The sequence below is a fragment of the Candidatus Vicinibacter proximus genome (assembly GCA_016713905.1).
GTDB classification, from domain to species: Bacteria; Bacteroidota; Bacteroidia; order Chitinophagales; family Saprospiraceae; genus Vicinibacter; species Vicinibacter proximus.
In genome coordinates this window covers 2,071,653-2,084,544 of sequence record JADJOE010000003.1, presented here as the reverse complement: position 1 = coordinate 2,084,544, position 12,892 = coordinate 2,071,653, and the positions used below count along the sequence as shown (strand labels likewise).

Sequence of the window (12,892 nt, the reverse complement as noted above, 5' to 3'; positions counted from 1 at the left end):
GTTTTTAAATTTATTTGTTGTTAAATATAGAGAAGAGTTTATCGAATTATTTTGAATTAGTTTTCTCAAAACGTTTCCATGCTTGGTGCAGTGGGGGATTTTGGAAAACTAAATTGTCTGCCAGCACGAATTTACAATGGAGGCAGAAACTTCCTATGAACGATGTCAGCCCCCGTTGCGCAAAGCGTGTGTTGTACGTTCGGCTTTCTTTTCTGTCAGGCGATTTTGACAAAGTTGTCTTCAAGTTTTACGTTAAAATTGATTTCTGCTTTTAATGCTCTAAACACTTTGATAATGGTGTCGATTGTCGCACTGTTAGCACTGCTTTCAAGTTTTGAAATTTGAGCTTTCTGAACCCCAACAAGTCGTCCAAGTTCTTCTTGTGTCAAGTTTCTTTCTTGTCTTGCGGCTTTAATCATTTTACCTAAAACGTCCATACGAAGTTCATATTCGTACTCGTCACGCTCTTGTGTCCCGACTTTGCCGATATACTTATCTTTCATCTCGGCAAGTGAGTAAGTCTTTAATTCTTTAGTTGCCATATGATTACTTTTTATGTTTGTTTTTAAAATATTTGTCTCTCAGTCTTACTGCCCGGTCAATTTCGTTTGCCGGAACCTTGTCAACTTTCTTTACGAAACCGTGGGTCGCTATTACCAAAGTTTCCTTATTATCTGTCTTGTCCCAAAATGCAAGAAGTCTGATTTGAAGTCCTGCGAACATTGTCCGAAACTCCCAAATGTCATTTTGAAGTTTCTTAAAAAGTTTTGGGTCATTGGTCTGTTCAGCAAGGTCAATATTGTAAAAGATTTTCTTAATGGTCTTCGGGTCAAGTTGTGAAATAAAGTCGTCCGCTTCTTCTAAAAATTTTGTCTCGAAAAATCTCATTCAATACTGTCTTGTTAAACGTCACAAAGATAATAAAAGTTTCCAAAATTAGAAACAATATTTCTCGTGATTTTGTCAGGTGTCGGTTTTCTAAGCTGTCGCACAACGGTTTTGGCATAGACGCTGCACCACCTAACCCTTTAAACCAAAAAATAACAATTAAACTCTTGCTAAACAAATACAGCTTATTATGAAAGACTTCTTCTAGCTGGCGGTGTGGAGTCTATGCCATGTTATACCCAACCGGCCATGTCACGTTGGGCGAAGATTTGGGTTTTGTCTAACATCGAAAAGTGAAAGGATTATTATCTTTTTAAGCGTTAATCTATAATAAACTCTGATATGTTTATGCACGTGGATACTATAAATATTTTTGGCAACATTTTCTAAAATACCCAGTCTAGGATTAGAAGGTAATAAATTTAATGAATGCCTAAGTTTAGATTCAAACTTTAATTGTGAATTCTCTCCCCAATGCTGCGATAAATAAGAGTTAATATTTTCAAGATCTTTAGTTGCTGAGCTAGTAAAAAAATATCGTCATTTCATTTTTATTACTTTATCCATTGGGATTAAGTTTTCATCATTCTCCGATTCGGAATATGCTTGCAATATTTTATTTTTTTGTTCGATTGTTAATTTATCCCATGTGTTTAAAGTCTTGGAATTCCTATAATTTTCAAGAAGATCATAAATGGATTCAAGCATTTCTTGATCTTCTATTGATTCCAAAAGACTATTTATGTTTTTTATTATTGTTGTTTTTGTCATATTATGCAAATATACTCTGTTTTTATAATTTTGTACGGTTAGGTATAACTCGTATATACCTAACACCTCGTGGCACAAGTCTGTCTATCGGTGGAGGGATTGGTGAAACAAAAGGTGTGCATATCTTTTCCCAAAATTAATTAAATTTTCTTAGAAAGTATCCAATGGACTGGTAATTTTTTGTATGTTCTTGGTGCTGACTTGCGTGTAAATTTCAGTAGTCTTGCTGCTGTTGTGCCCCAACAACTCTTGAATATATCTCAAATCTGTTCTTGCTTCCAGGAGGTATGTAGCACAACTATGTCTCAAGGAATGTGAAGTGACAATTATCTTAATTCCTGCTTTTTCTATAGCTTGTTTTAAAACATTGGATAGACTTCTTACATTGTTTGGTTTGAATTTAGTCTGGCTTTTAATCCTTTATCTATTGGGATTACTTGTTTTATTATACATTGTAACTTCAATGAAATCACGGAGCTATTTCCGCTGAGCCACTTTAATTCAGATTTTTGTATTTAATTATGTAAAATCCTATTCATTCGCATTCCCGATATACAGCATCAGATCCGGTCGATACTTTTGACTGATGGGAATATGGTGTTTTCCGATGGCAATTTCTTCGGTGGAGATGCTTTCCATTCGCTGCAGATTGACAATGTAGGAACGGTGGACCCGCATAAAATACGAGGGTAGTTTTTCTTCGAGCTCTTTGATGGTGATCAGACTGAGAATGGTCTTGTCGGTGGTTACAAAGGAGACGTAGTTACCTTCTGATTTTAAGTACAATATGTCCTGATAGGGGAGTCTTACGAATTTAGTGCCGTCCTTCACAAAAATTACCTCCTGGTCTTGTTTGATAGGAGTGCTTTGCTGTGGCTTTGTCAGGATTCTCTGTACCGCTTTTTGAAATCGGTCAAATGAAATGGGCTTCACTAAAAAATCCTGGACGTCTTCATACTCGTAGGATTTTGCAGCAAACTCTGCCTCGGATGTTACCATGATGACCGGCACATCGGTTTTTTTAATTTCCAACAAATACTGTCCCTTCATGTCCGGGAGGTTGAAATCCAGAAAGATGAGGTTGATCTCCTGTCCGGACAACACCTGAAGACCATCCATACCGGTTCCGGCAGAAATACAGTATTCGATCTCCGGGATTTTATCACAGAAATGTTTAATAAGATCGCAAATCAGAGGATCATCGTCGATGACCAGGCACTTAAGTTTCATGGGCTTTAATCTTGAAAAGCCAATCCGGAAAAACGCCGGCTTGATTTTATTCGTCCATTATAAACCTTCACTCATCAATTATCGAGCCATTTTGGTGGATTGTACAACAGCCTTCGTTGTTTGCATGGCTATTTTCGGCCCTTGAAATTATATGCTTACTCAAAAACTAATATCATGAAAACTAAATCAAGCCTGTTAGGGCTGTTGAAAAAAACCTTACCGATTTTCCTGATTGCCATCTGTCTTCAGACCGGCTTCAGTCAGTTTGACAAAGAATTCAAACCCTCCGCTGCATACAAATGGTTAAGTGTGGCTCTGGAGGCTACTGCCAATGATGTGGACCGTGTGGGTGCCCGTCCGACCATCCAGTCCAGGTCACTGGGGATTGCCACTACAGCCATGTACGATGCATGGGCAGCCTATGACGACAAAGCAGCCGGTTCAAGATTTGGCACCAGCTTAAGACGCCCTAAGGCTGAACGTACCAAAAAGAATAAAGAAACGGCTATTGCTTATGCTATTTTCAGGGTGTTACTGGATGTTTACCCTGCTGATAAAGACTACCTGACCAAAGAATTTACTAAGGCAGGATACAATCCCAAAAATACTTCCACAGATCCTAAGACGGCTGAGGGGGTAGGCAATAAGGTCGCTAAAGCGCTTATTGATTACCGCAGAAACGATGGCGCGAATCAACATGGCGATGAGATAGGATGCAGTCGGGTAGCTTATTCTGATTATACTTATTACCAGCCGGTAAATACGTACAAAAAAGTTATTAACCCGGACAGATGGCACCCGCTGCCTTTTGTGGATGCAAAAGGAGACACCTTTTTAGTAAATTTCCTAACCCCCCATTGGTATCGGGTAAAACCATTCGGACTAGAATCTTCTGCTCAGTTCAGAGCTCCAGAATATCCTAAAGTTGGATCTGACCAACTGGCAAAAGAAGTTCAGGAAGTCATTGATTTCAATTCCAACCTTACCCCTGAAAGAAAAGCCATCATAGAATTCATGCGTGACGGGCCGCGTTCCACCGGACAAGCCGGTCATTGGTTGCAGTTTGCTCAAATGGTTTCTAAGAGAGATAAAAACGATTTAGATCGTGATGTGAAGATGTTTTTTGTGGTAGGAACTACCGCCATGGATGCTTTCATTGCCTGCTGGGAAACCAAAAGATATTACGACAGTTCCAGGCCATGGACATTGGTCAGACATTACCACAAAGGTGAAAAAATCAGAGGATGGGGTGGACCGGACAAAGGAACAATAGAAATGCCTGCAGAAAGATGGCATCCGTATTCTCCGGCCAATTTTGTTTCTCCGCCATTTCCTGCCTACGTTTCAGGCCACAGCACCGTCAGTGGAGCTTGTGCCAAAATGCTGGAATTGTTTACCGGTAGCGATAAATTTGGAGAAAAGGAAATCAGAAAACCAGGAATTATTACCGAGACTCCGGGCGATCCGGTGTCACTGCCATTGGAAACGTTTACAGCCACTGCAGACATGGCGGGTATTTCAAGGGTTATGGGAGGATACCACATACAAGCAGACAACGTTGCCGGTCTAAAGATGGGTCGAGACATCGCCCAATATCTTTGGAAGGATGTGTATAAAAAATACTTCGAAGGAACTATTAAAATCAAATCATAAAAATGAAATGTAAATTTCTCATCATCATTTGTGCCTTTCTTTTTCTTCAGGACAGTTTTGCACAATCTCCCTGGTCTTTGCCAAAAGGAGAATTCAATTTTGGTTTGGGCTATAGCCGCAAGACAGCCGGTAAACGTTGGTACCCAACATCCATTGATACCAAGGGTACAGCTTCCGGCGAGGACGATACCTGGACTGCAGATTCATTGCAGGAAGGACCACCATTGATTGATGGTAAATTTCATGATTTCAGATATGTTTTTTTCGAACCAAGAATTGGATTGGGCTGGGGATTTGAAGTTTCTGCCTTGATTTGTTGGTTGGATGGTTGGGAGAGAACCACCTCTCACCCTGGCAAAATTCCAGGAACATCCATCCGATTGGCGGAACCTGAATGGGAGATTAACCGTGGGTTTACAGACTCCTGGTTGAGGGTTAAATATCAGTTTCCTGTAAAAATTCCAATGGCTTTGGAAGTCAACACTCGCTTTCCGGATTTATATGACGAAAAGGGTGACAATTACAGCAGATTCACCTATGAAATCAATGGTCAGGATACGGTAGTTGAACCCAGCGGAGAGTGGAGGGGATTGCTGAAAAGAGATTTTGGCATCAATTACCACATAGGGGGTAACCTGGATAAAAAATACAGATCTTTTATCAGGGGACAGGTTGGGTATAACTTTAGACAGGGTGCTTTTGCAGACCAATTAATTGTTGCTGTCGCAGGAGGATATACTTTCCCGATTACCAAGAATTTTTCAATTTGTCCCAACGTATTTGTGGATTACATCGGCGGAATGGGAAATGGAGGAACTCCGGATCTCACGGATCGATTTTATTTCAATGGCAGAAAAAATTTCTACTTCAACAACAGTAAAACGCTCAGGACTTATTACAACCTCGAATTAAAATTTTACAACAAATTAAGTATAACCGGAGGAATCGGATACTGGGTTTGGGGAAGAGGAGCGGCCAAATACACAGAACCATTTGTCATGATAAACTACAGTTTTTCATTGAAAGACATCAAACGATAAAATGTCCCACCCACCTAAGCGAAAGGACCTTTAACCCCCATGAACTAATTTGTACGGGTTAAACTTGGTCAGTTTAGCTTAACATTTAAAACCCTTCTATAATGATAGAAGGGTTTTTGTCATTATGGAGCAATGGGCACTGGGGTATTACCAAAAGTCAATCTCTATAAAAATAAATGCGCTTTCAAAATTTTACTTTGTGATGTTCAACAGAATTCATGCGCATATTTAAGTCTTTTTTCTTGTATTCAAAAAGTGTAATGCTTGGATTTAAAAATATTAAATACCTTTAATAACCAATGAAAGTTAAATCACTGAATCTAAATTTTGAACCCTTTCCTGTTCTGGAATCTTCCCGCTTAAGATTGAGGAAAATATTACCCGCAGACGCAAAATATTTTTTCCAAATGAGATCTGATCCGGAGGTGATGAAATACATTGACAAACCAATGATGAAAAGTGCAGCCGAAGCAAAGGCAATGATCAGACAGATCGAAGCAGACCGGTTGCTTGGAAATGGTATCAATTGGGGCATCACTTTAAAAGAAGATTTAAAATTAATTGGAACGATTGGATTTTGGAGAATAGATAAACCCAATTACAGAACGGAAGTAGGTTATATGCTGCAAACCAAACATCAGGGTAAGGGTTTGGTATCAGAAGCTTTACAGACTGTTCTGGATTTTGCATTTAATCAGATGCATGTTCACTCTATCGAAGCCAACATCAATCCATTCAATGATCGTTCACGAAATTTATTGATCAAAAATGGTTTTATAAAAGAAGCCTATTTTCGTGAAAACTATTTTTACAACGGAAAATTTCTGGACTCAGAGATTTATTCACTTATCCGTATAGTTTAGCGTGTCGCTCTTGAATTTTTTTAAGTGAGGTAGAATATTTTGTCGAGGAAGATTTTTATTAAAGCATACTAAACTATCATTCCTCCTCAATTTCCCTGATGCTCGCTTTTTTATAAAGTTTAGAAAATTTCTTTTGTAATTTTTTACTGTAGTATGCAGCGTCCAATGCATAATGATTGTCATAAAACAATCCATTCAGAACGGGTACCAATGAATTCAAACGCAGATATGAGGGGAAAGGAGGGGGTAATTTGTTGCCATATTTATTCATAAAAATGAAGGCCTCTAAACCCTGTTCCTTGGTTTCTCCAACTGCCATAATAACCTGCACATCTCCGACAAGATTAATATTTTGTTTCGCTTCCAGGGTAGAATCCAGATAAAGGCTGGAGGTAAAATTGCTTTTCTTGAGTTCCGGAAAATCTTTATCATAAAAATAAAATACCGGACAAAATTTAAAATTTGATTGCATGGCCAGGATTAAATTTTTATTGAATGAATCTCTTTCGGCCATTAAATAATGGATTTCTTTTTGAACCCTTTGTTGGTATTTTATATTTTTGGAAGTAGAATCCAATTCACCTTGCAAAGCGGTTAATTTGTTGTGGTGACTTTTTAGTCTTACCAGTAATTGTCCATCATGCAATTGATTAATCAGATCATATCCATTGATGAAATTGGCTTTTTGTTGGCCTTGTAGCTGCCAGATGTTAAGACTAAGTAAAATGCTTAAGTAGATATATCGAAACACAACTAATTTTGCGTTGTTTAACATCTTGATTAACGGTTTGCTGGCGCAAATGTCTGTAAATCGGACACTAATTTAATAAAAAATTTAATATTTATGTCGCAATATATTGATATTGAAGCTCTTAATCAACAAATTGGTATAGAAAGCGGATTCTTGGATGGCTTGTTGGAAATGCACAGTTCGGTTATTGTCGGACAAAAGCACATGATGAACCGCATGATGCTGGGATTGCTGACCCGCGGACATATTTTGCTCGAAGGATTCCCGGGATTGGCAAAAACTCTTGCCATAAAGACCCTTGCCAGTTCAATAGACGCCAGTTTTAGCCGTATCCAGTTCACACCCGATCTGCTTCCTGCGGACATCATTGGGACTTTGATATACAATCCGGCGGATCATAACTTCTCTGTACGCAGAGGCCCTGTATTCGCCAATTTCGTCCTTGCCGATGAGATAAACAGGGCTCCGGCAAAAGTTCAGTCGGCATTGTTGGAAGCCATGCAGGAAAGACAGGTCACGATAGGAAAGGAGAGCTACAAACTGGAAGAGCCATTTTTGGTGTTGGCAACTCAAAATCCAATCGAGCAGGAGGGCACTTATCCATTGCCGGAAGCTCAGGTGGACCGTTTTATGATGAAAGTGGTCGTAGGCTATCCAAACATGGAAGAGGAGCGTGAAATCATGCGAAGGAATTTGAATGGAGAGATTCACAAAGAAATTAAACCGGTGATTCACGTTTCTGATATCTTAAAAGCAAGGCAATCAGTAAATAAAATTTATCTGGATGAGCGAATTGAAAAGTATATACTGAATTTAATTTTTGCCACGCGTAATCCGGGAGATTATAAGTTGGCCGATCTGATTCCTTTGATCAATTATGGTGCATCCCCGCGCGCAAGTATTTTTCTCGCCCAAGCTGCCAAAGCAAATGCATTTCTTAACCGGAGAGGATTTGTCATTCCTGATGATATTCAGAATGTGGTCAAAGACATACTCAGACATCGCATTGGCTTAAGTTATGAAGCAGAAGCGGAGAATATCAATCAGGAAAATATAATTTCACGCATTCTCTCTAAGGTGGAAGTGCCATAGTATCCTCAAAAGTTACTTAGCAAATCATGAGCACTTCTTTAAAAAGATTATTTTTTTCCATTAGCCTAATCATTGGTATGGGTATGTTTTCCCATTCCATGCATGCACAGGCGGATCAACGCATTGAAGAAGTTAAAAATCTTTTTCTCGTAAAAGATTATGGTGTTTGGATTAACCAATATATCGGTGATAACAATCTTGGCCACAAAATCATTCTGACGCTGGGTAATGATCAGCACGAATGGAAAGGGTTCATACAGAACATGAATACCGGAGTAAAATTGATTTTGGAAGGAAAATACAACCCTGAAGAATTGAAATGTATTTTGTCTGATACCTCCGGTGTTCAGTGGGGTCAATTGATCGGGGTTTACAAAGACAGTATACTGCAGGCAGACGTGTTGAAGCAAGATAAGAGTTCGGGATTTCACTTGCAGTTGAAACAAACCCCACGCACCACAATGATTAATTCTGAATGTCCTCCTGGTCTGAGTTACCGTGAGTATAGAACCGCCGACAGTAAGTATTTTTTACATCTTCAATGTTACGAAGATGCAAGAGTCTCAGGATATATTGGCTGCATCACAGATTCTACACTTTTTTGGTTTAAGGGAAACTGCAAGGATGTAAATTGTGAATGGATGGTATTGAGTGTACACCAATGCAATCAGGCTGCTAAATTTTTTGCACAAATTAAATTTGATAAACCGGGTCAATTCAGATTAATTCCGGACAGCACATTATTGCCAGGTAATATGGTTTTTAATGTAGTCAATGCAGTAAATTTTACCTGCAGCAATTTGACACAGGACAAAACTTCGGCTAATATGAAGAAGATTGCACTGGAGGATAAAGCATTTACTAAATGGCTGACCGCGTTTACACAAACCTGGCTGACAAAAGTTTTTGCTGAGGCATCTGCTGCACAGGAAATGCACAAAGTATATTCTTTAGGTATTCAGTTAGATTGGGTCAATGACTTTTTTATCAGTGGTACATTTCAGATTTTATGGCCCGGTCAAAAAGGCATACAATTTTCTTCCTTGAATTTCAATAGGAGAAATGGAGATGCAATTACGCTTGCCGATATTTTTGATAAGGACGAAGAGTTTGAAAATATTCTGCACGGTTTTCTGGAAGAAACCAAGAATCAATATTTGGAAGCAAATAATGATAAATTGAATCATTTTATTCTACTGGATCCATTCAGCAACTGGACCTTGCTTCCCACAGGAATATGCTTTTCCACACAACGCAATCCGGTGTGGGGGGAGTATAAGATTTTTCTGCCTTACAGCAAGGTGCAGGACAAATTAAGAAGATCAGGACCCTTGAAGAGAATTTGGTAATTTATGGAAGTACAGGAACTCTTAAAGAAAGTAAGACAGATTGAAATCAAGACAAAGGGCTTGAGCAGGCAGATTTTTTCCGGTGCCTATCACAGTGTATTTAAAGGAAAAGGAATGTCGTTCTCTGAAGTGAGGGAATATGTTCCCGGAGATGATGTGCGTCATATAGATTGGAATGTCACTGCCAGAGCAGGACAGACCTTTGTAAAAGTGTACGAAGAGGAAAGAGAACTTACACTCATGCTGATGATTGATGTGAGTAAATCCACCTACTTTGGTTCGACTGAACAATCCAAGGCTGCATGGATTACGGAAATTGCTGCAGTATTGGCTTTCTCCGCTACACAAAATCAGGATAAAGTAGGATTGATTTTATTTAGTGATCAGGTACATCTCTATATTCCGCCAAAAAAAGGAAGACAACATATATTGAGAATCATAAGGGAGATTGTTGTTCCACGGGATCAACAAACTGCAAGTAATCTGGATGTTCCTCTTCAATATCTGAATGGGGTATTGCATAAACGATGCATCTGTTTTTTATTGTCTGATTTCCAGCTTTCCATCCCAGAAACCACGCTCAGAATTGTTGCCAAAAAACATGATGTGATTGGAATTCAAATTCTGGATCCATTGGAAATCCAATTGAAGAAAGTTGGGCTCATTCATTTGATAGATTCGGAAAGCGGAGCGAGAATTTCTTTCGATACCTCCGACATAGAATGGCTACGGAGTCATGAACAAACACAAAGGGAGCATCAGTTGAAGACAAAATCATCGTTTGTGCGAAGCAAGGCAGATTTTCTTGCGATCGACATCCGGTATTCATATATATCCACTTTGTTACAATTTTTCAAAAGGAGGAGTAAATGAGGATGAGGATTTTATTGGTATTTATTTTTATGTGGACAGGATTGGGTAAATCACTGATTGCCCAGCTTATTTTTAAGCAGACACTTGATTCTACTTCCATGTTTATTGGAGATCAGCAAGTACTTACACAAAAAAGTACGAGTCTTGAATTTCAAGTAGATCCACTGGCTTACGTGGATACAATTTCCTGGATGGAAATTCTGGAGAAAGGCAGATGGGAACAGCTTTCGGATAAATCCTATGAGCGAAGAATTAGGTTTACAGTATTTGACAGTGGACAATACCTTATTCCGGCTTTCAGAGTTTATTATAAAAATGATTCTGCCGTAAGTAATCCACTTCAATTAGATGTTTCCTTTGTGCCGGACAGTTTGCAGCAATTAAGACCCATTAAGGATATTATCGAAACAGAGGCTCCGGATTATATACCGTATTATTTGATCGGAGGTATTTTGGTTTTGTTGGGCATGCTTTTTCTGTTGTATTTATTTTTTAAAGCAGACAGCATTACACCCGGTAGTATAGAGTACAGGGTTCGAGAAACAGCCCTCCAGAAAGCATTGAAAAAATTAGAAGACCTAAGTACTCAAAAGCTTTGGCAAAGAGGCGAGGTTAAACTGTATTACGATCATTTGACGGATATTTTGCGAAGGTATGTATCGGAAGCTTTCTATCTGCCGGCAATGGAATCTACAACAGCTGAGCTGATGGAAAAAATGCAACACTCAGAATTGGATTTTAAACATCTGGAGGAATTTAAAACTATTCTTAAAGAAATTGATTTGGTTAAATTTGCAAACCTCCATCTGGAATTAAATAAACATCAAAACCATCTGGATTTTGTGCGATTGTTTATAGAGTCCAATGATTTTCTTGGTAGAATTTTGGATATGCAAAACAAAAATACCTTTGAAAAAATCCTCGGTGTGGAGATGTCAGCCCAATTCGAAAATCCGAAAGAAGAAGTGCCTGCAAATCTTTTAGAATTATTTGGTCCTTATGGTCAAAGGGATTTAATTTTAATTTCAAACATGGTTCAGAAAAATTATTTCACTTTGCCAGCACAGTGGGTTCAGTTGCATGAAAGGCAGGTGGGCCAATTATCCAGATGGCACAGAAGTATAGTAGATCAGACGAAGCATCCTACGCTGAGGGTAATGCTCATTTTACTGGCATTGCCTTTTATCGTAGTGTTTTTACCTTTCTTATTGATCATGGCGTTCTGGAAAAAAGAAAGACTCATTCAATCGGGGATATTCGGTATAAGTAAACAACACAAACTCATTCTGAATTATAAGGAATTATGATTAACTGGTTCAGTCAATTGGAATGGCAAAATCCCTGGATGTTATTACTCTTGGGTATATTACCATTTTTGTGGCTTCGCAGAATAAGAAATCAGCAGAGTCAGGATGTGGAATTGATCTTTCCTACCTTGATGCATTTTTCGGCAAGGAAAAGCTGGAAAGTATTCCTGTTAAATATCTTACCCTATTTCAAAATAGCGGCACTTGCATTTTTTATCCTGGCCATGGCAAGACCGCAATGGGTATTGCGGGAAGAAAAAATTGAAGCAGATGGCATTGATATTTTTTTAGTGATGGATTTGTCATCAAGCATGTTGTCGCAGGATTTTAATCCCAACAGACTGGAAGTGAGTAAACTGGTAGCAAAGGATTTTATTGACAAGAGATCTTACGACCGAATAGGATTGGTAGGATTTTCAGGAGAAGGATTTACCCAATGTCCCTTAACAGTAGATCATAATGTTTTAAATCATTTATTGGGCCAGTTGGAATGTGGTTATCTGGAAGATGGGACGGCGATTGGAATGGGATTATCGACCGCGGTAAATCGATTGAAAGAGGATAGTCTTACCAGCAGTAAAGTAATTATTTTGATCACAGATGGAGTAAATAATGCTGGTGAGATTAGTCCTGATCTCGCGGCAGAATTGGCGAAAGTGTATAAGATAAAAATTTATTCTATCGGTGTAGGAAGCACAGGGGAGGCTTATTCGCCAATAGGTCGACAGGCAAATGGAGAGTTTGTTTTTGGGATGGCCCCGGTAAATATTGATGAAGGACTTTTATCAAAAATATCGACCTATACGGGTGGAAAATATTATCGCGCAACCAATACAGAACAATTAAAAGAAATTTATGGTGAAATAGATGCGCTAGAAAAAACAAAAATTGAAGTCAAAACATTCCGTAGATATTCTGATGAATTCAGACCATTTGTAATTCTAGGCATTGCGTTACTTTTATTACAGTGGATTCTGGGAAATTTGTTAAATCCTTTAATGCCCTTGAAAAATGTTTAGGATTGAAGAGATCGGGTATAGTGTCTTGATTATTTTACTGCCTTTAATGTTGCTGT

The 12,892-nt window shown here is 38.7% G+C and carries 15 protein-coding genes; 8 read left to right on the top strand and 7 right to left on the bottom strand.

Features of this window, described 5'->3' with window-relative positions; genetic code table 11:
* Nucleotides 1-215 precede the first annotated feature (215 nt).
* From IPJ83_16895 to IPJ83_16870, 6 genes are all read right to left on the bottom strand, one after another.
* Nucleotides 216-542, bottom strand: coding sequence for a helix-turn-helix transcriptional regulator (locus tag IPJ83_16895; GenBank protein ID MBK7882213.1), 327 nt, complete (start codon nt 540-542; stop codon nt 216-218).
* 4 nt (nt 543-546) lie between these two features.
* On the bottom strand, nt 547-888 hold the full coding sequence (locus IPJ83_16890; GenBank protein ID MBK7882212.1) for a type II toxin-antitoxin system RelE/ParE family toxin: 342 nt from the start codon (nt 886-888) through the stop codon (nt 547-549).
* A gap of 252 nt (nt 889-1,140) precedes the next feature.
* On the bottom strand, nt 1,141-1,386 hold the full coding sequence (locus IPJ83_16885; GenBank protein ID MBK7882211.1) for a type II toxin-antitoxin system RelE/ParE family toxin: 246 nt from the start codon (nt 1,384-1,386) through the stop codon (nt 1,141-1,143).
* Nucleotides 1,387-1,428: 42 nt separating this feature from the next.
* Complete coding sequence (locus IPJ83_16880) at nt 1,429-1,659, bottom strand: hypothetical protein (protein MBK7882210.1); 231 nt, start codon at nt 1,657-1,659, stop codon at nt 1,429-1,431.
* 150 nt (nt 1,660-1,809) lie between these two features.
* Nucleotides 1,810-2,076 carry a tyrosine-type recombinase/integrase gene (locus tag IPJ83_16875; GenBank protein ID MBK7882209.1) on the bottom strand — a complete coding sequence of 89 codons (267 nt, stop codon included), beginning with the start codon at nt 2,074-2,076 and terminating at the stop codon, nt 1,810-1,812.
* 114 nt (nt 2,077-2,190) lie between these two features.
* A complete protein-coding gene (locus IPJ83_16870) occupies nt 2,191-2,889 on the bottom strand; it encodes a response regulator transcription factor (GenBank protein ID MBK7882208.1) in 699 nt (232 codons plus the stop codon).
* A gap of 174 nt (nt 2,890-3,063) precedes the next feature.
* Between IPJ83_16870 and IPJ83_16865 the strand changes: the two genes are divergently transcribed.
* The 3 genes from IPJ83_16865 (at nt 3,064) to IPJ83_16855 (ending at nt 6,445) form a co-directional block, all read left to right on the top strand.
* Nucleotides 3,064-4,542 carry a vanadium-dependent haloperoxidase gene (locus IPJ83_16865; protein ID MBK7882207.1) on the top strand — a complete coding sequence of 493 codons (1,479 nt, stop codon included), beginning with the start codon at nt 3,064-3,066 and terminating at the stop codon, nt 4,540-4,542.
* 2 nt (nt 4,543-4,544) lie between these two features.
* Entirely contained in the window at nt 4,545-5,582 is a 1,038-nt protein-coding gene (locus IPJ83_16860) for a hypothetical protein (GenBank protein MBK7882206.1), read from the top strand.
* A gap of 299 nt (nt 5,583-5,881) precedes the next feature.
* The gene (locus IPJ83_16855) at nt 5,882-6,445 is read left to right on the top strand and encodes a GNAT family N-acetyltransferase (GenBank protein MBK7882205.1); all 564 of its coding nucleotides are present in this window, start codon (nt 5,882-5,884) and stop codon (nt 6,443-6,445) included.
* A gap of 76 nt (nt 6,446-6,521) precedes the next feature.
* Here IPJ83_16855 and IPJ83_16850 read toward each other — a convergent pair whose 3' ends face one another.
* Nucleotides 6,522-7,220 (bottom strand): hypothetical protein, encoded by a 699-nt coding sequence (locus IPJ83_16850; protein MBK7882204.1) that lies wholly within the window; start codon nt 7,218-7,220, stop codon nt 6,522-6,524.
* Nucleotides 7,221-7,289: 69 nt separating this feature from the next.
* Between IPJ83_16850 and IPJ83_16845 the strand changes: the two genes are divergently transcribed.
* The 5 genes from IPJ83_16845 to IPJ83_16825 are packed head-to-tail and all read left to right on the top strand — an operon-like array spanning nt 7,290 to nt 12,836.
* Nucleotides 7,290-8,288 (top strand): MoxR family ATPase, encoded by a 999-nt coding sequence (locus IPJ83_16845; protein ID MBK7882203.1) that lies wholly within the window; start codon nt 7,290-7,292, stop codon nt 8,286-8,288.
* Between the two features lie 26 nt (nt 8,289-8,314).
* Complete coding sequence (locus IPJ83_16840) at nt 8,315-9,637, top strand: hypothetical protein (GenBank protein ID MBK7882202.1); 1,323 nt, start codon at nt 8,315-8,317, stop codon at nt 9,635-9,637.
* Nucleotides 9,638-9,640: 3 nt separating this feature from the next.
* Nucleotides 9,641-10,510 carry a DUF58 domain-containing protein gene (locus IPJ83_16835; GenBank protein ID MBK7882201.1) on the top strand — a complete coding sequence of 290 codons (870 nt, stop codon included), beginning with the start codon at nt 9,641-9,643 and terminating at the stop codon, nt 10,508-10,510.
* On the top strand, nt 10,507-11,817 hold the full coding sequence (locus IPJ83_16830) for a hypothetical protein (protein MBK7882200.1): 1,311 nt from the start codon (nt 10,507-10,509) through the stop codon (nt 11,815-11,817). The genes IPJ83_16835 and IPJ83_16830 overlap by 4 nt, the downstream gene beginning before the upstream one ends.
* Nucleotides 11,814-12,836, top strand: a complete 1,023-nt coding sequence (locus IPJ83_16825; protein ID MBK7882199.1) for a VWA domain-containing protein — start codon at nt 11,814-11,816, stop codon at nt 12,834-12,836. Before IPJ83_16830 ends, IPJ83_16825 begins: the two co-directional genes overlap by 4 nt.
* Nucleotides 12,837-12,892 lie beyond the last annotated feature (56 nt).

Bases quoted from the DNA above. Each gene is read 5' to 3' on its own strand.
- IPJ83_16890 (MBK7882212.1), bottom strand. From the start codon at position 888: ATGAGATTTTTCGAGACAAAATTTTTAGAAGAAGCGGACGACTTTATT.
- IPJ83_16870 (MBK7882208.1), bottom strand. From the start codon at position 2,889: ATGAAACTTAAGTGCCTGGTCATCGACGATGATCCTCTGATTTGCGAT.
- IPJ83_16865 (MBK7882207.1), top strand. From the start codon at position 3,064: ATGAAAACTAAATCAAGCCTGTTAGGGCTGTTGAAAAAAACCTTACCG.
- IPJ83_16835 (MBK7882201.1), top strand. From the start codon at position 9,641: ATGGAAGTACAGGAACTCTTAAAGAAAGTAAGACAGATTGAAATCAAG.
- IPJ83_16895 (MBK7882213.1), bottom strand. From the start codon at position 542: ATGGCAACTAAAGAATTAAAGACTTACTCACTTGCCGAGATGAAAGAT.
- IPJ83_16860 (MBK7882206.1), top strand. From the start codon at position 4,545: ATGAAATGTAAATTTCTCATCATCATTTGTGCCTTTCTTTTTCTTCAG.
- IPJ83_16825 (MBK7882199.1), top strand. From the start codon at position 11,814: ATGATTAACTGGTTCAGTCAATTGGAATGGCAAAATCCCTGGATGTTA.
- IPJ83_16850 (MBK7882204.1), bottom strand. From the start codon at position 7,220: ATGTTAAACAACGCAAAATTAGTTGTGTTTCGATATATCTACTTAAGC.
- IPJ83_16880 (MBK7882210.1), bottom strand. From the start codon at position 1,659: ATGACAAAAACAACAATAATAAAAAACATAAATAGTCTTTTGGAATCA.
- IPJ83_16855 (MBK7882205.1), top strand. From the start codon at position 5,882: ATGAAAGTTAAATCACTGAATCTAAATTTTGAACCCTTTCCTGTTCTG.
- IPJ83_16840 (MBK7882202.1), top strand. From the start codon at position 8,315: ATGAGCACTTCTTTAAAAAGATTATTTTTTTCCATTAGCCTAATCATT.
- IPJ83_16830 (MBK7882200.1), top strand. From the start codon at position 10,507: ATGAGGATGAGGATTTTATTGGTATTTATTTTTATGTGGACAGGATTG.
- IPJ83_16845 (MBK7882203.1), top strand. From the start codon at position 7,290: ATGTCGCAATATATTGATATTGAAGCTCTTAATCAACAAATTGGTATA.